Source organism: Acinetobacter sp. ABJ-A23_2 (assembly GCF_044538765.1).
Classification (GTDB): domain Bacteria; phylum Pseudomonadota; class Gammaproteobacteria; order Pseudomonadales; family Moraxellaceae; genus Acinetobacter; species Acinetobacter nosocomialis_A.
The window spans coordinates 45,340-63,258 of the sequence record NZ_JBIUCP010000020.1 but is presented as its reverse complement, the minus strand read 5'-3'; the positions used below and the strand labels follow the sequence as shown (position 1 = coordinate 63,258).

Sequence of the window (17,919 nt, the reverse complement as noted above, 5' to 3'; positions counted from 1 at the left end):
TAAGTAATGGAATTTTACATATAAAAAGAAAATAATAATTCCATGATCTTAAAAATCCCATTAACTCCTAATTGGGTTTAGACGCACTCTTCCGGTCTATATAAGACCCAATTACTCATTTCTAGCCTATTTATTATTCTTATCTAAAAGGGGGGAAATATCGAAAACTTCAGAGGAATAATAAAAGTTAGATATCAATTTCTTTAAGCGTTTTATACATAAGGATTAAGTGTATGAACCAAAGTAATATCGCTGTTGAAAGGACACAGAAGAAAAGCAATGCATATGCATGGTATGTGGTCATACTTTGTATGCTGGCATATATATTTTCATTTATTGATCGCCAAATTCTGGCGCTGATGATTGAACCCATCAAAGCCGATCTACAACTTTCAGATACACAATTTAGCTTGTTACATGGCCTAGCCTTCTCACTGTTTTATGCGGTTATGGGTTTACCCTTAGCCTATATTGCCGATCGTTTTTCACGACCAAAACTGATTTCAATCGGGATTATTGTTTGGAGTCTGGCAACAGCGACTTGCGGTTTAAGTAAAAACTTTATTCAACTGTTCTTAAGCCGTATGGCAGTAGGTGTCGGTGAAGCGGCTTTATCTCCAGCCGCTTATTCAATGTTTAGCGACATGTTTAGTAAGGACAAACTAGGTCGTGCTGTCGGGATTTATTCAATTGGCGCTTTTTTGGGTGGAGGTATTGCCTTCTTAGTTGGCGGTTATGTGATTAACCTGCTTAAAGGCGTGACACTCATTGAGGTTCCATTATTAGGTGCGCTTAAAGCATGGCAAATTGCCTTTTTAGTGGTGGGCTTACCCGGCATTATTATTGGTTTGTTATTTATTTTGACAGTTAAAGACCCTGCACGTAAAGGGCAACAGCTCAACCAAAGCGGACAAGTTGACCAAGTTAAATTCACACAGTGTCTTCAGTTTATTAAAAAACATTCGAAAACATTTGCCTGTCACTATTTAGGTTTTACCTTTTATGCAATGGCACTCTACAGTCTGACTAGTTGGACACCAGCATTTTACATTCGTAAGTTTCAACTCGCACCGACTGAAACAGGCTATATGCTCGGCACTATATTGCTGGTTGCAAATACTTTAGGCGTGTTTTGTGCAGGATGGCTAAATGACTGGTTTATTAAAAAAGGTCGCCAAGATGCGCCGATGTTCACGGGTGTGATTGGTATTGTTGGCCTGATTATTCCAATTGCATTTTTTACCCAAACAGATCAGCTTTGGCTTTCAGTTAGCTTACTGATTCCTGCAATGTTCTTTGCATCTTTCCCTCTAGTGATTTCAGCAACTGCTTTGCAAATGTTAGCCCCAAACCAGTTTAGAGCACGCCTTTCTGCCCTCTTCCTTTTGGTGAGTAACTTAATTGGACTCGGTATTGGCACAACACTGGTAGCCATTATTACAGATAAAGTTTTTGGTAGCCCATTAATGGTAGGTTCTTCTTTATCTATTGTGGGTGGTTTGTCTTGTGTACTGGCTCTAATTCTGCTTTTTAAAGGCTGCAAATTCTTTAGTGAAAGTATGAAGCTTGAAAAATTAAATTAATAGGTCTCACCAATTGCAAAAATGTACTCTCTAACTAAACGCTTAGAGAGTACCGAAATATTCAAAATTAAGTACTGCCGAGGACTGGCATACATCTGGGAAATGGATTATGGAATTATTTCACCGTTTTAAACCACACACTTTAGCCGTTGCCACTTTATTACTGATGTGCAGCAACTCATGGGCCGCAAATCCAAACCAGCAAACTGAAGATGAATGGAAATTCACTTTAAAAAATGCCTATATCAACCGTGATTTTGATAATGATGCCTTAAAAGATACTGGCAGTTGGTCTCAGGCAGCATCTTTATTTTATAAATCAAAAATGCATGACACTCCGCTGCAAATTGCAGATAAGCCGATTACGATTGGGGCTGATGCTTCTGTTCAATACGCCGTGCGTTTGAGTTCAGACAAACATGTTGCGGATACAGTTTTGCCTTTTAATAAAGAAACGCAATCTCAGGCTTCAGATTATTTAAAATATGGTGCAACTTTAAAACTGGGTTATGACAAAACTCTTTTGAGTGTCGGTGAACTTTGGCTAGATTTACCTGTCACTGCTGTAGATGCTAGTCGTCAGTTACTCACTTCGTATTGGGGAACCAACTTAAAGTCACAACTTTCAGATCAACTCTATGCTGAAATTGGCCGAGTAGAAAAAGTGTCTCCACGAAATGAAGAAGACTTTAAAAAGTTTTCCTTTACATCAAATGGGGTTACTAAAGAATCTGATGGATTGAACTATATTGATCTGCGATATCAATTCACGCCGTCTTTAAAGGGCGAATATTACTTTGGTAATTTAGAAGATCTGTATAACAAACACTATGTAGGACTTGAGCATACGTGGAAACAGCCAAGTTTTGCCCTCACCTCTAAGTTTAAATACTTCAATGCAAAAGATGATGGCAATACCTTTGATATTGATGCGCAGAACATTGGATTACTTGAAACGGTTAAAGTAAAAAACCATACCTTTGGTTTAGGTTACCAACAGATTATTGGTGAATCGGCTTACCCATTACCAGATGGTTTTTTACCAGAGACGTATTTCATTAACTGGAACGCTACAGGCTTTTTTAAAGAGGATGAAAAGTCTTACCACGTCATGTATGGCTACGATTTTAAGGATTATGTACCGGGCCTAAATGCGATGGTGAAATATGTTTACGGACATGACTTTAAAGCAGCCAATGGTGAGAAAAACCACGAGACTGAGTCGAATGTTATTTTAAACTATGCGTTTCAGCAACCGTTCTTAAAAGGTGTTGCCCTGCAATATATTCGTATTGATTACAATGTAAAACTTGGCAATGACTTTGGTGAAGACCGTTTATTTATTAATTACACCAAAAAATTCTAAACAAAAATTACCCCCTAAAATTTAGGGGGATTTTTTATCCTAATTTATTGACCAACTTTAATGGTAAAACCTTCATGGCAATACTCATGGGTAACCATGGCCACTGCGGCACATAAGCTTTTACAGGTTGTTTTTCGATAGCTTTTACTAAAGCTTTACATCCTGTTTTGGCATCTACCTCAAAAGGTAGATGTTTAGCACCCTCATTTATTTCCGTACGAATGTAACCCGGGAAAATGGTGGAGACTTTAATTGGGGTATCCAGTAATTCAGCACGAATACCTTCGGCCAAGTGAGCAACAGCGGCTTTACTGGCCGCATAGGTCGATAAATGTTTTGGTAATCCGCGCATCGCACTCATGGATGACATCACCACCAAATGACCAGCGTTTTGCTCTCTAAAAATTTCAGTTGCTGCTTCACACTGCGCTAAAGCAGAAATAAAGTTTGTTTCAGCTGTGGCTCTGTTAATTTCAAAATTACCTTTACCAATACGACGGCCATTGCCTACTCCCGCATTTACAATAATTCGGTCTAAATAGCCGAACTCTTGTTTAAAGGCACGAAATACTTCAAAAACCTGATCATAATTGGTAACGTCTAGACTTTTTGCAATTACCTTAATACCGTACTCATTTTCAAGTTCAGTTTTTAAAGTCTCTAATCGGTCTAAACGGCGTGCACAAATCGCCAAGTTATAACCTTTGGCTGCAAATTCATGCGCCATACCTGCGCCCAATCCAGAACTTGCACCTGTAATTAAAATCGTCTTTGCCATGCTTTTATCCTTATTTTAAATCCATGTCAGTAAATCTGGACACTCAGCTTTTATAAAATGATGTTCATTTAAACTTAAAACCTGAGCTTCATTCCCAACCAAACGTAAAGTCGTGAGGCTTGTATTCGTAATTGCCCAATTCAATGCAAAAGTTCGATTAGGACTGAGTTCAAGCAGTTTTCCAATTGCTACAGAAATCACACCACCAGAGGTAAAAACAATTGCATAGCGAGGTTTGGTTTTTGCTAACTCATCACAAAGTTGCTGCAATGCTGTTTCAACTCTTTCTTTAAAGTGTGGCCATGACTCATCATACTCATGATGAAAATCACCATCTGTCCATCGCCCAATTGCACCTTCAAATATTTTGGCAAGATATGCACGTGGGTTCTGTTCTTGCGCCACGTCAGCTTTTAACAGTTCAGGCTGTTCAAAACGTGGTTCATAACGGGCAAAAACTTGTTGGTGGTTAAACTCATTCCATAAATTATTATGATGAATCACCGCATCTGGAAAGCATTCATTTAGTGCAAGCTTTGCAGTCTGCTCATGACGCTGCATAGTTCCAGCAACCACATGAGGTTGTTCTTTCAATATTTGCTTAAAATAACGACCTAACAAAGTCGCCTGAGCCTCGCCATTTTCAGACAGCTCATCATAGTTAGTTTTACCAAACGATGCCTGACCATGTCTTACCAGATAAATTGTGGTCATTTTCTTAAAATACCCTGTATTTTCTGTAGAGATTGCTGAGCAAATTCCGATTCTTGCAGTTTTTGCTGTGCGATAAGTTTTAAAGCTCTGATATGTAGCGCATGAATCACGATCCAGAAATCTTTAAATGCAGGATTTCGGGTTTGCTTGTGGTAATAACGGTAATAGATTTGCTGGGCAATCACTGCTAAACGGAATACACCAAACACTTCATAAAAAGCCCAGTTTTGAGGCTCCAATCCTGTTTTTTGTAAATAATAATCAACGACTTCTTTACGAGAGAACATTCCCTTTAAGTGAGTCGGCTGACGGCGTGTCGATCTAAAAATCATATTATCCGTGGGCTCAACCCAATAGGCCAAAGCACTGCCCAAATCCATTAATGGATCACCTAAGGTCGCCATTTCCCAATCCAACACACCAATCACATCTGTTGGATGTTCTGGATCTAAAATCACATTATCAAAACGCCAATCATTGTGAATAATGCAAGTCGTAGAGTCTTGAGGGATATTATCGTTTAGCCATTTTCGAACATATTTAAATGAAGGAACGTTGATTGTACGGACTTTTTCATAGCGCTTATCCCAACCTTCAACTTGTCTACGGCAATATCCCGCACCTTTGCCTAGTTCAGCTAAAGGTGTGTTCTCATAAGGAACTTGATGTAGCTCAATCAGCTTATCAATAACATTTACGCAAAGCTCATGAACATTTTCTTCATTAAAGCCAAGCTCAGGCGGTAATTTTGCACGGGTAATAATACCTTCAATGCGTTCCATGACATAAAAATCACAACCAATGACCGATTCATCCTGACAAAGTGCCACCATTTTAGGAAGCACGGGATAATAAGGCGCAAGATTTTTTTGCACCATATATTCACGGGCCATATCGTGGGCCGATTTCGCTTTTGTTCCTTTTGGAGGACGACGTAAAATTAAATCGGTATTTTCATACTTTAAACGATAAGTCCAGTTCGACGCCCCGCCCGTATATTGAGTAACAACTGCTGGGCCAACCAGCTCAACCCCTTGGTTCTTTAACCAGTTTTCAACTGCCACAATATCAAGTTCTTCACCTTCACGTACTTCACCGCCTACATCAATTACCGACATATTTACTTCCTTTAAACTTATACTTTCTTATGACGACCGAAATAACCACGTTTGGCTAACTCTAATTTGGCAATCATGCCTTTATGTACTTCATCCGGACCATCAGCTAAACGTAAACTACGTGCTTGGGCAAAGAAACCCGTTAATGGCGTATCTCTTGAAACACCCGCACCGCCATGTAGCTGAATCGCCATATCGACTACTTTTTCTAATACGCTTGGAGCCACTACTTTAATTGCAGATATTTCTGTTAAAGCAGCCATATTTCCTAAAGTATCCATTTTATAAGCAGCATACAAGGTTAAAAGTCTGGCTTGATCTATGGCTACCCTTGCATCAGCTACGCGTTCGAGGTTCCCACCAAGTTTTAGAATTTCTTTGCCAAACGCCGTTCTAGACATGCCTCGATCAATCATAAGCTCTAAAGCTTTTTCAGCAGCTCCAATACAACGCATACAATGGTGAATACGCCCTGGCCCTAAACGACCTTGTGCAATCTCAAAACCTTGACCTGCTCCACCAATAAAGTTTTCAAGAGGCACTCGAACATTATTAAAATGGACTTCACCGTGTCCATGCGGGGCATCATAGTCACCAAACACAGGTAACATCCGTTGAATTTCAACGCCCGCCGTGTCAATCGGTACTAAAACCATAGAGTGTTGATGATGACGGTCTTTGGTTTCATCTGGGGTATGTGCCATAAAAATAATGACTTTAGCATTTGGATCACCTAGGCCAGATGACCACCACTTTTTACCATTTAAAACAATTTCATTACCGTCAATGAGAGCAGTTGCTTGCATATTTGTTGCATCGCTTGATGCAACATCGGGTTCAGTCATACAAAAAACCGAACGAATTTTTCCGTCCAATAAAGGTTCTAACCATTGCTTTTTTTGTTGCTCACTGCCATAGCGCCATAACAATTCCATATTTCCTGTGTCTGGTGCATTACAGTTAAAAACGGTAGGTGCCAATAAACTACGGCCTGTTAATTCAGCTATGTGCGCATATTCTTGAACAGTTAACCCTGCACCGAGTTTTTCATCGGGTAAAAACATATTCCAAAGACCGGCTTGTTTAGCTTTAGATTTCAGAGTTTCTAAAAGCTCAGGCCACTGCCAATTTTTCCAGTTTCCATCAGGATTTAACTCGTGAACTTCTTCCCAAAATTTTGCTTCGACAGGTTCTATTTCTTCTAAAATAAATTTTTTAGTTCGCTCGGTAAAATCCTGAGCTTTCTTGGAGAGTTCAAACATTCTTTTTCCTTTACATCATTATCTGGTCTTTACATCAACATAACTTGAAACTTAATATGAATGAAATGATTTTATTAAATACCGTCACATGAATAATATTCATAACCTTCACGGTTTAGACTTAAGCTTTTTTCACCGAATTGATATCAATTTATATCCGCTATTTATCGCAATTTATGAGCAAAAAAGTATTTCAAATGCGGCAAGTAGTCTCAATATTACGCAATCGGCAGCAAGTCATGCTTTACAACGATTACGCCAGCAACTTGAAGATGATGTGTTTATACGAGTAGGCAATAAAATGTCTGCAACGCCTTTTGCCGAGCAGATTTACCCAACTGTGAAGCAAGCACTTTTAACGATTCAAAATATTAGCCAACAGAAACATGTCTTTGATCCAACCAGTTTAAAAAGCTTAAAAATCGCCGTTCATGACGAAATTGAGCCAATTATTCTTCCAAGGCTTGCTCAACATTTTCAAAATCTTAATTTAGATTTGCAGTTTGTGAGTATGAAGCTAGATCGAAAACATATTATGGCGGACTTAGCTACACAGCAGCTCGATTTCGTAATTGACCTAGAACAATACTTGTCTCCTAAAATTACCTTTGATCATTTGGTCACAGACGAGTTCGTCATTTGTAGTCAATTTAAAGAAGTCGATTTATCTCTTTATATTAATGGACGCCACATTGGTGTTTCATCACGCCGTACAGGTGCTTTACTTGAAGATATTTATTTAAACCAACATCAGAAAATTTCAAGAAATGTATTTATGCGCTGTCAAAACTACTCAACGGCGTTACAAGTTTTGGGAGCTCAAGCCGACGCAATATTGACCATGCCTCGTATGATTTTGCAGCATTTATCTTATAGTCCTAAAATTTGCTTACATTCTCTACCTTTTGAGATAACCAATATTAAAATGGGTATGTTTTGGCACGAAGATTTAAGGGATAATTTAAGACATCAATTTTTGCGACATGAAATTATTAAACTTTTTCAGTAAAGCAAATTGATCTACTAAGCTTCTATTGTACAAGGACCAGTAATGAGTAAAGATGAACGGATAATCCAGAATCAGGACAACAAAAAAACGATTCGTCATGAAGATTACATTGCTGGCATCGGTAAAGGCATGGCGATTTTAGATAGCTTTAGCAGCAATCAACATCGTTTAAACATTTCTATGGCGGCTGAAAAAACTGGACTCACCCGAGCGGCAGCAAGACGTCATTTATTAACTTTAGAATATTTAGGTTATCTTGAGTCAGATGGTCACTATTACTATTTAACCCCGAAAGTTCTTAAATTTTCAGGAGCTTATTTAGGTGCAGCTCAACTTCCAAAAGTGTCTCAGCCTTTGTTAAATCTTCTAACTAACCAAACTTCTCTCATTTATTCAGTGATGGTGCTTGATGGTTATGAGGCCATTACCATTGCCCGTAGTGCTGCCCACCAACAAACCGACCGTGTAAATCCATATGGTTTGCACTTGGGTAATCGCTTACCTGCTCATGCGACATCGGCGGGTAAAATTTTACTGGCACATTTAAGCCAGCAAGAACAATTGGACTGGCTTCAAAAATATCCTCTTCAGCGTCTAACCAAATATACGCATGTCGAAAATGATAAGTTTTTAGAATTACTACAAGAGATTCGAGAACAAGATTGGTGTTATTCACGTGAAGAACACGAATTAGGCGTTCATGCGCTCGCCGTACCGATTTATGGACAAGACTTTAAAGTTGTTGCAGCTTTAAATATTGTATCTCCGACCATGAAAACAACTGAAGAATATTTAGTTCAACACATTTTGCCTTTATTGCAAGAGACATCGCGGGATCTAAGACAAGTTCTTTAAATCTTACTTAGGCTATTTAGAGGGTGGAAACGATCCAAAATAAATGCTTAGGCTATTTCTAGAAGTAGTTGAAAGGAATTTTCAAATAACGAATGCCGTTTGATTCTGGCTCCGGAAAGTTTCCACCGTTCATATTAATTTGAATTGAAGGCAGAATTAATTTTGGCATTGCCAAAGTTGCATCTCGTTCTTGGCGCATTTTTATGAATGACTCTTTGGAAACGCGTCGATTTAAATGAATATTGCTTTGCTTTTGAGTTTTTATATCTGTTTGACAGACATATTCATCGCGGCCTTCGGGCTTATAGTCATGGCATAAAAACATGCGCATGTTGTCAGGAAGTGTATAAAGTTTTTGTACCGAATCATAAAGTGCAGCAGCACTTCCCTTAGGAAAATCGCATCTCGCTGAGCCATAATCGGGCATAAATAGAGTATCACCTACAAAAACAGCATCAGCAATCACATAACTTAAGCAAGCGGGTGTATGCCCTGGTGTAGGAAGGTTATAGGCTTCTATATCCCCTATTTTAAAATGTTCATGATCTTCAAATAAATAATCAAAGGGCTGATTTTCATTAAATTTCTTAAAATCAAAATTATAAATAGCGGAAAATGTTTCTTGTACGATTGAAATCTTCTGGCTAATTGCAATATCACCGCCCAATTTAGATTTTAAATATTGGGCAGCAGTCATATGATCGGCATGGACGTGAGTTTCTAAAATCCATTGCACTTTAAAGTTTTGCGCCAAGACATAATCGACAATCAGATCAGCATTGGTTGTTTTTGTAGTGGCTGAAGCTGCATCATAGTCAAGCACACTATCAATAATCGCGCATTGACGAGTCGCTAAATCCGCAACAACATAGCTAAAAGTATTGGTGTTTTCATCAAAAAAATCTTTTACTAGAGGTCGTTGCATAGGTTTAATTTCCTTTATTTAAGACTCGGTAAATAAACATTCCTAATAACATTGCCACAATAAAATAAAGCGCTTCAAAATGTCCTAATCCAATAAGTGTTAAAGCGGGCGCTGGACATATGCCTGCTATTCCCCAGCCTATACCGAAAATAAAAGCACCAACAATTAACCTTTGGTCAATCTGTGTATTCATTGGTAATTGAATTTTCTCATTAAAAAGCGTTTTAGGACTTTTTATAGCCTTTTGAAATGGAATAAATGCCACAGCAATTGCGCCTAACATCACAAACATTAAGCTGATATCCCACTGCCCAAAGATATCTAAAAAACCTAATACTTTTTCAGGATTCGACATTCCCGAAATCATTAAGCCTAATGAAAACAAACTACCAAATATAAAAGCAAAAATGTTTTTCATAGGATTATCCCAATACATGACGAATGATATAAACGGTTAACATGCCAGCAAGCATAAAAACTGCTGTCGCTATCATCGAGCGTTTTGACAATCTGCTCATACCACAAATGCCATGACCACTTGTACAGCCTGATCCAAGTCGAGTACCAAAACCAACAAGCCCCCCCGCCAGAATGAGCGCAAATGTATTGGCTTTAATTTCAATTTCGGGCTGAAAAAAATAACCATATATGAAAGGTGTAATCACAAGTCCTGCAATGAACCAGAATGCAGAACTTTTAAAAGTATCTTTAGTAGGATTAATGATTTGCGCAAGCAATCCACTAATTCCGGCTATACGACCATTTATATATAAATATCCAACTGTTGCGATGCCGAGTAATAAACCACCAAAAAAGGCATAGACAATATTTGACATATAACCACTCTTAACAATATATGTTTTTATAATCTGTATTATACGCTTATTCTTTTAGAAATACTTAATATAAAACTTTTGAGTTTATAATTCTTCTTAACAAAAAAAAGCCCCAAGATTTTGGGGCTTTTGTCATTAAATTAGATCTTTAATGCCTAATTGTTCAGGTAATTTTTCCATGACTTTATTCAGTCTATTATTTGCTGGAGAGATACAACCTGTGTAATGGCTTAATTTTGTTTCAGTACCATTTGGTTGAATCCAAGTAATGTAATAGCTAGACATATCGGTTGCTGTTTGCTGACAACCCGCAGTTTTAGATTGAGTTCCTGTTTGAGGACGGTAAGTTTTTAATTCATCTGCAAGTTTTTGATAATCTTTTACGCTACCTTGGATTTCTTTAACACCAAGTGTTTTTGTATATTGTTTACCTTCAAAACGAATTAAACCTGTAGGCGCCACTTCTACTGAGTAAATTGGGCATGCACCAAAACATGGACTAGAAGCATAGCGTATTGTTTCTTGTGTATTGGGAGCTTGCTGAACAGAAGCGCAACCCATTAAAGCCAAACCGGATAAAGTTGCAAGAACTAAAAATCTCATTACATCACCTATTATTATCAAGTGGCTTTAATCTAACAAATCATATCTGAATTGTCATTAAAGACTCATTTTTCATATTTTTATTTAATAATACTTAGGCTATTTAAAAATTATAAAAAATTGCAATAGAAAGCACATAAAAAAAGGCCCATCTTTCGATGAGCCTTAAGCCAATTAAAGCTTAAATTCCTGAAATACAAATTATTACTGGGTAGTAATAACCTGCGGGAACCATTCTATCTTAATGCAATACATTATTTAAATATAATATAAGTATATATTTACGCTTGTTTTTCCAACAAAAAAAACCTGTTTTTCAAGGTTAAAAACCTAATAATGTTTATTTTTAATTAAAATTCACAGCCTTAAGTTAAACAAAACTTAATAAAGTTTAAAGTTTTATTTATAGGTAAAACATTATAAAAAAATGCTTAATAGTTCGGCTATCTCTAGTGTTTAGGATGAATCATTTATAAGAATATTTTAAGTTTAGCAATAACTTCAAGCACTTTTTTACTACTTGGTAAAGCTATCTCATTAAAATTATAGAATTTACATAATCACTTTAATAGAAAAAAGATATTAAAAAGAATAAGGGCAAAAGAAAATTTATCCTTTTGCCCTCTTTACTTACTTTTCTAAGGTATATGCGATTACATAATCACCATGATCTGGAGACTGGCGTGCTCCACCTGCGGTAACAACCACATATTGTTTACCTGTTGCAGGTGAAACATAGCTAATTGGAGTTCCTTGGCTACCTACTGGCATACGTGACTTCCACAGCTCTTTACCTGTAGATGAATCAAAAGCACGCAAGTAATAATCTTGAGTTGCAGCAAAGAACACTAAGCCACCTTGAGTTGCCATAGGGCCACCAATAGTCGGCATACCAATCGGTGCTTTTAAGCCCATCTTAATACCAAGTGGTCCAGTGTCTTCAACTGTACCTAGTGGCACTTGCCATGCAACCTGACGAGTTTTCATGTCAATTGCGGTCATAGTACCAAATGGTGGTTTTTGACAAGGAATACTTAAGGCAGACATAAAGCGGTTTTTATTCACTTTATATGGTGTACCTTTCATTGGTACAGCACCCATACCTGTATTTACTTTTTCACCACCACTCGCCTGAATCTTAATGTCTTCAGGGGTTTGTTTTATGAGTTGCACCCATAAACCAAGACGCATATCGTTTACGAACATATAACGATGAGTAGGATCAAAAGCGATGCTACCCCAGTTCATGCCACCTAAAGAACCTGGGAAACTTAATGAAACATCAGTACCCGGTGCAGTAAATAAACCTTCGTAACGCATTGACTTAAAGTTAATACGACACATAAGTTGGTCAAACGGCGTTGCACCCCACATATCTGACTCGGTTAAAGTCTGATTACCAATTTGAGGCATTTCAACAGAACGAGGTTGAGTTAAACTATATTGCTCATCCGGAATATTTGCCGCTTTCACTGGTTGTTCAATCACTTTAGTTAACGGTTTTCCCGTTACACGATCAAGAACAAAGAATTGTCCAGATTTGGTTCCAATCACAACAGCCGGTTTAGTCGTACCATCTTTTAATGGAAAGTCGACTAGACTTGGTTGCATTGGTAAGTCAAAGTCCCATAAATCGTTATGAACAGTTTGATATACCCACTTCTCTTTACCTGTTGTTGCATCAAGTGCTAAAACAGAAGTGTTGTACTTATGATCTAACGGATTACGGTTACCACCCCAAATATCGACAGATGAGCTACCCATAGGTAAGAACACCGTATTCATTTGCGGGTCATACGACATTGCGGCCCAAGAGTTTGCCGAACTACGTTTATAAGTTTCACCCGGTTTTAGAACATGGTTAGGATCAGGATTACGTGGGTCAAATGCCCAGCGGAGTTTACCTGTAATCACATCATAACCACGGATTACACCACCCGGCATATCCGCTGCTACGTTATCGGCAATACGACTACCCACCACAATGGTTGTACCCGCAATTGTTGGTGCAGAAGTCACTTCAAAACGTGGAGCTTTTGTTCCATCGCCTAAGCCTTCGAGTAAGTTAACCGTTCCATTCACACCAAAGTCGGCACAACGTTCACCAGTATCTGCATTGACTGCAATTAAACGAGCATCTGGCGTATTAGTATATACACGGCGTGGGCATGTTGTGTTACCCGCAACAGTAGTTACTGGAGTTGCACCAGCTAATGTGGGTTGTACAAGTGCTTTTGTTGAATCAAAGTATGCAACACCACGGCAACGCTCCCACGCATCGGCTTTAGAGTTCACTTCAGCTTTCCAGAGCTGTTTACCGGAGTCAGCATCTATCGCAAAAATGTTGTTATGTGGTGTACATAAAAAGACTTTATTTCCAACTTGTAGCGGGGTCATTTGGTCTTCAGCACCATTACCGCTACCCGTTGTAAAATCACCTGTTCTAAAGCGCCATGCTTCTTTTAGCTTATGGACGTTATCTCGGTTAATTTGATCGAGAGCAACAAAACGGCTACCGCCTGTATCATTTCCATAATTTTCCCAATTTACCTGTTTTTTAGCTGGGTCAACTGGTACTAAAGGTAGCTTTTCACCTGAACTTGCCACCGTTGGATGCGGCTGGAACATTTGGTAAAGCGCAATCAACATACCGACAACAACTAGACCACCAACAGCATACGCTGGAGCTGCCGAACCGTTTTGAAATTGGTAACGTCGAATTGAAGGCAAAGTAAATAGCAATGCAGCAAAAAGGCCAGCAGGAAACATTAAGCGCGAAAATAACGGCCAAAATTCCCATCCAGCGTCAACAAATGACCAAATTACCGTACCAACAAAAACAGCCGCAAAAATCCATACACTCAGTGCTTTTTTACGGAAAATACTAATTGCTGAAACTGTTATAAATAGTCCTGAGATAAGGAAATACCAAGAACCACCGAGAGATACTAGCTTTCCACCACCGACAATGTAAAAAACACCCGTAGCCAATAAAACTAGACCTAATATAAAACACCATATTTTGAATAAGATATGAAACTTAGAATCTGACTCAGACATAGATCCTACTCCACATATACTGAACACAATAGTTCAAGCATTTGGGCCAGTTAAACTATGTCTAACCAGCCATCATCATTGTTAAAAATTGACTTTCACACTCAGGCCTGCCACCCAAGCATCATCGACTTCTTTCACACCAGCAGGTTGATGGATATATTGAATGTTTGGACGTAACATGACGGCCGGAGACCATTGATAGGTATAGTTCAACTCGACATTTAACTCGTCGTCTTGAATTGGAATATAGTCAGATGCAATCGAATCATAGCTATAGTATCCGCGGCTTTCGTTTGTCGCGATCTGTTTATCTTTAGCACGGTCATTGACTACATAATTGGCAATACCAAAACCAATCGAATCATTTGGACGGCTATCAAACGGTCCCTTATACCAAAGAGCAAGTTGTTGTGTACTTTGAACAAATGTCGTTGCTTTATCATTTACAACGCCATTAAAACTTACATATAAACCGCGTTTCGGATCTTGGCCGGCATGGCTAAGTTGTTGCTGTGCATTAATCCAGAAGCTTTGTTTTCCGTCATGCACTTTACCCGCAGTTTTAATATCATTTGCTTCTGCGGTTGAGTACAGCGCACCTACTTTATATTCACCCGGTAAACCATTAAAAGCAGCAAGTTTTGGTTTCCATGCAAGTTCAACTGGTATGGTAGCACCCTTGACGTTATTCATATCCAGATTAAAACCATCACTGTTTGATTCGGTTTTAATATTGTCTGGATTGACCTCATACACACCAACACCTAAAGTCCACTCAGGTGCAAACTGATATTTAACGTTTGCAGCCCAAACACCGACTGGTGAGTTATACCAAATTGAACCAATTGATTTTCCTAACTGCCCACCGCAAAGCAATAAGTTCTGAAACTCACATTGAGAACTATTAAAGTCCTCTGACATTCCCATACGACCAAATTTGACCTGTACAGTATTATCAACAAAGCCCTTCTTCACCCATGCTTGGGATAAACGCCAAATTTTCCCGCGACCATAAATTTCTTGAGCATTGCCCAATTGGCTAGAACGTGGGTCTTTAATACGCTCAAGAGTTAATGCATTGCCGTCACGTTTAGTCACGACTAGGCTCGCTGTTGTATCTTTCCAACCAGCAATTTTTTCTAAATCAAAGTTTGCACCTAAAGAAAGCTGTGCAGCATTTTCAAAAGTATTGCTGTCGTTGTAACCACCATCTAAATTTGTGGCACTTTGGCTCATAATTGAAGCAGTAAATTTATAGCCCTGTTGCTCTAATTGCTGGCGTTTTCCATTCCAATCACCAAGCAACCATTGACGGTCTTGTGACCACGGCTCATTTGCAAGTGCAAATTGGCTGCCCAATACAGCAATTGTTAGCACACTCAATTTCATTACATTTGGCATTTCAAGTCCCTTTTGTCTTTTCTGAAATGCGCCCCTGTTTTGAGGCGCTTTATTTTTTGTTATTTAACTTGCACAAACCCGAGCTCAGATGTAGCACCGAAGCGATCAGTCACATTTGCTGTAATTGAGGCAACTTTGATTGTTGGTTTCCAATTGGCTTTTGCTTTACCTTCGGCATCTGTAGCTACTGTTATTGTTCCTAAATATTGCTCAGCTTCTTTTGATGCTGCATTTTGGTTGCCAAAAAACTCAACTTGATAGCGCTGGTTTGGTAAGCCATTAACTTCTACTGTAACTGAACCTTTATTCGCTGTTAACTTAGGAGCTTTAATACCCTGATTCGGCTGAGCATTACAGTCCTGTTGATTTGGCTGAGTACATGTTTTTTGTTGTTTAGATGGGTCGACAACCACACCACCACCACGAGAACCTACAAATCCTGCATGCTCAAGTGCAGGTACTCCAAATACAATTGCCCCTAAACGCTGATCTGGTAAACATGAACCACCCGCTTCACAACGTTTAATATCTTTACCATTGTCCCAAATCAGGTTTTTAGTCAATGTAATTCTTGCATTTGCGTCTTTTTCAGAGCGAATGGCTACACCAATACGGTTACCATGTACTTTATTGCTATCAAGAATGTTGCCATCACCCGTCATATTGAAACCAATCGAGTTATTGGTCATTTCGTTATAGGCGATATAGTTACGTTTGCCCCAGTTAATCTGTAAGCCATCTGAATAGTTTTCGAATTTATTACCAACTACAGCATTGTCATTACCCCACAAAATTTCAATACCTTGTGATGGTTCTGGGTTTGCTTTGGTTGAAACAAAATGGTTATTCGCAATTAAGTTAAATGCTGCACCACGTGTCAGTTCTAAGCCATCACCATTGTCTTGGAAAATGTTGTCTAAGACCTTGTTGTTATTAGTCGTGGTTGCAGTTGGGTTACCTTTACCATCATCACCCGTCAACATAACACCTGCTCCACCGTAGTTATTACTAATACGGTTGTGTTGAATCAGGTTATTGCTCGAGCGGTTAATCAATACCCCAATACAGAAGCGATGAATGTCTAAACCTTTTAAAGTGACATTGTTGACGTCACGTAGTACCAACCCCGGTAAAGTCATGGTACGTACATTGGTGCCGTACTGCTCAGGGTTTGCACCTGGACAAGCTTTTGCACCTTCGCCTTTAATATAATTTGAACCATCAATTGCGATGTATTCGCCAGTTTTATCCCACTGAGTACCAATGATTTTGACGGGTGCTTTAATTTCAGGAAGTGCGCTGTTTAATTTAATCGCATAAGGCGCTTTGCCTACTGCTTGAATCAAGATATCGCTAGCTTCGCTTGGGTTTGCATTGGCTTGTTCAATTGCCCAGCGTAAAGAGCCTTTATTGCTATCGTCTTGATAACGGTCAACCACATAAGTTTGAGCCGCAGCTATGCCTGAAACCATCAAACCTAATGCAAGAGTAGTTAAACGTAATGTATTCATTTCATCATATCCTTATGATTTATGGGTTTGTTGGTTGAACTGTTTGTAAAATCTGTTTGAGCTTAGTCACATCAATTTGACCCGGTGCAGAAGCCTGACCAATCATGCCAAAGCTATAACTTCCGCCCATATTGGCAGTCGCAACACGGGAAATCGTACCTAATTGCCCCATCGACATCGTCAATAATGGTTTAGTGGTTTGCTGGCTTACTTTTAAAGTTGCGTTCATTAAAGTGAAGACATCTTGTTTAGATTTAGGCATTACAGCAATTTTGAGAATATCTGCCCCCATTTGATCTTGTTTTAACAAGCGTTTTTCTATTTCATCTTGGCTTGGTGTTTTTTGAAAGTCATGATTAGACATGACCACAAGCACTTTCTTTTGATGTGCTTTTTGAACAATTTCTGAAACAACTTTTTGATCACGGAACATTTCAACATCTAACCAATCCATGAACGGATTTTTTAAATAAGCCTGATAAGTCTTACCATAATCCACATCACTAATTTCAAGCTGGCCACCTTCGTTTTTGGTACGAATTGTGGCGATCATTGGCTTATTGCCTAAAATCTTTTTTAACTCATGCCCCAATGCAATCACTTGTTTTGTATCACTCGCAAAACTGAGTAAATCGATACGAAACTCTGCCAAATCAGCATCTGCTGTATTTGCAATGACTTGAGCTTGTGCCAAAGCTTGTTCTTTGGTTTTTGCAGTAATCGGAACAATCGTTTTAACGGCTGTAGCGGCAGGTTGTGTTTGAGCGGCTAAAGCAACAGGTTCAGCATTCACCTGTGCTGTAAAAAATGGGAGTGCAAGCAAACTGAGGCTTAATAATGTTTTCATGTTCATATCGTTCATCCTTAAAAAGGCTACACGCATCCTTGAATAATCAGG

16 protein-coding genes are annotated in these 17,919 nt (G+C 38.8%); 4 read left to right on the top strand and 12 right to left on the bottom strand.

Features of this window, described 5'->3' with window-relative positions; translation table 11 throughout:
• Window positions 1-233: 233 nt before the first annotated feature.
• Window positions 234-1,583, top strand: a complete 1,350-nt coding sequence (locus ACH63V_RS09070; RefSeq protein WP_396463307.1) for a spinster family MFS transporter — start codon at window positions 234-236, stop codon at window positions 1,581-1,583.
• Window positions 1,584-1,692: 109 nt separating this feature from the next.
• Window positions 1,693-2,949, top strand: coding sequence for an OprD family outer membrane porin (locus tag ACH63V_RS09065; protein WP_396463306.1), 1,257 nt, complete (start codon window positions 1,693-1,695; stop codon window positions 2,947-2,949).
• 34 nt (window positions 2,950-2,983) lie between these two features.
• Here the strand turns inward: ACH63V_RS09065 and ACH63V_RS09060 are convergent, their stop codons facing one another.
• From ACH63V_RS09060 to ACH63V_RS09045, 4 genes are read right to left on the bottom strand one after another with little or no spacing between them, the layout of a single operon-like run.
• On the bottom strand, window positions 2,984-3,727 hold the full coding sequence (locus ACH63V_RS09060) for an SDR family oxidoreductase (RefSeq protein ID WP_396463305.1): 744 nt from the start codon (window positions 3,725-3,727) through the stop codon (window positions 2,984-2,986).
• 15 nt (window positions 3,728-3,742) lie between these two features.
• Window positions 3,743-4,441: a histidine phosphatase family protein gene (locus ACH63V_RS09055; protein ID WP_396463304.1), complete on the bottom strand. Its 699-nt coding sequence runs from the start codon at window positions 4,439-4,441 to the stop codon at window positions 3,743-3,745.
• Window positions 4,438-5,559 (bottom strand): phosphotransferase family protein, encoded by a 1,122-nt coding sequence (locus ACH63V_RS09050; protein ID WP_396463303.1) that lies wholly within the window; start codon window positions 5,557-5,559, stop codon window positions 4,438-4,440. The genes ACH63V_RS09055 and ACH63V_RS09050 overlap by 4 nt, the downstream gene beginning before the upstream one ends.
• Before the next feature lie 17 nt (window positions 5,560-5,576).
• Window positions 5,577-6,821 carry an acyl-CoA dehydrogenase family protein gene (locus ACH63V_RS09045; protein WP_396463302.1) on the bottom strand — a complete coding sequence of 415 codons (1,245 nt, stop codon included), beginning with the start codon at window positions 6,819-6,821 and terminating at the stop codon, window positions 5,577-5,579.
• A gap of 88 nt (window positions 6,822-6,909) precedes the next feature.
• Here ACH63V_RS09045 and ACH63V_RS09040 point away from each other — a divergent pair, with 88 nt between their 5' ends.
• Together ACH63V_RS09040 and pcaU are read left to right on the top strand one after the other, a co-directional pair.
• Window positions 6,910-7,830, top strand: coding sequence for a LysR family transcriptional regulator (locus ACH63V_RS09040; protein WP_396463301.1), 921 nt, complete (start codon window positions 6,910-6,912; stop codon window positions 7,828-7,830).
• A 42-nt stretch (window positions 7,831-7,872) separates the two neighbouring features.
• Window positions 7,873-8,685 carry an IclR family transcriptional regulator PcaU gene (gene pcaU, locus ACH63V_RS09035; RefSeq protein ID WP_396463300.1) on the top strand — a complete coding sequence of 271 codons (813 nt, stop codon included), beginning with the start codon at window positions 7,873-7,875 and terminating at the stop codon, window positions 8,683-8,685.
• 58 nt (window positions 8,686-8,743) lie between these two features.
• Here pcaU and ACH63V_RS09030 read toward each other — a convergent pair whose 3' ends face one another.
• From ACH63V_RS09030 to aroD, 8 genes are all read right to left on the bottom strand, one after another.
• Complete coding sequence (locus tag ACH63V_RS09030; protein ID WP_396463299.1) at window positions 8,744-9,610, bottom strand: MBL fold metallo-hydrolase; 867 nt, start codon at window positions 9,608-9,610, stop codon at window positions 8,744-8,746.
• 4 nt (window positions 9,611-9,614) lie between these two features.
• The gene (locus ACH63V_RS09025) at window positions 9,615-10,028 is read right to left on the bottom strand and encodes a DUF6691 family protein (protein WP_049836833.1); all 414 of its coding nucleotides are present in this window, start codon (window positions 10,026-10,028) and stop codon (window positions 9,615-9,617) included.
• 4 nt (window positions 10,029-10,032) lie between these two features.
• Entirely contained in the window at window positions 10,033-10,446 is a 414-nt protein-coding gene (locus tag ACH63V_RS09020) for a YeeE/YedE family protein (RefSeq protein WP_396463298.1), read from the bottom strand.
• A gap of 135 nt (window positions 10,447-10,581) precedes the next feature.
• A complete protein-coding gene (locus ACH63V_RS09015) occupies window positions 10,582-11,049 on the bottom strand; it encodes a DUF6438 domain-containing protein (protein WP_002048825.1) in 468 nt (155 codons plus the stop codon).
• Between the two features lie 630 nt (window positions 11,050-11,679).
• A complete protein-coding gene (locus tag ACH63V_RS09010; protein ID WP_396463297.1) occupies window positions 11,680-14,109 on the bottom strand; it encodes a glucose/quinate/shikimate family membrane-bound PQQ-dependent dehydrogenase in 2,430 nt (809 codons plus the stop codon).
• A gap of 81 nt (window positions 14,110-14,190) precedes the next feature.
• Window positions 14,191-15,510 (bottom strand): carbohydrate porin, encoded by a 1,320-nt coding sequence (locus ACH63V_RS09005; RefSeq protein ID WP_002047625.1) that lies wholly within the window; start codon window positions 15,508-15,510, stop codon window positions 14,191-14,193.
• Between the two features lie 59 nt (window positions 15,511-15,569).
• The gene (locus tag ACH63V_RS09000; protein WP_396463296.1) at window positions 15,570-17,021 is read right to left on the bottom strand and encodes a nitrous oxide reductase family maturation protein NosD; all 1,452 of its coding nucleotides are present in this window, start codon (window positions 17,019-17,021) and stop codon (window positions 15,570-15,572) included.
• A 19-nt stretch (window positions 17,022-17,040) separates the two neighbouring features.
• On the bottom strand, window positions 17,041-17,868 hold the full coding sequence (gene aroD / locus ACH63V_RS08995; RefSeq protein WP_081037734.1) for a type I 3-dehydroquinate dehydratase: 828 nt from the start codon (window positions 17,866-17,868) through the stop codon (window positions 17,041-17,043).
• Window positions 17,869-17,919: the final 51 nt, after the last annotated feature.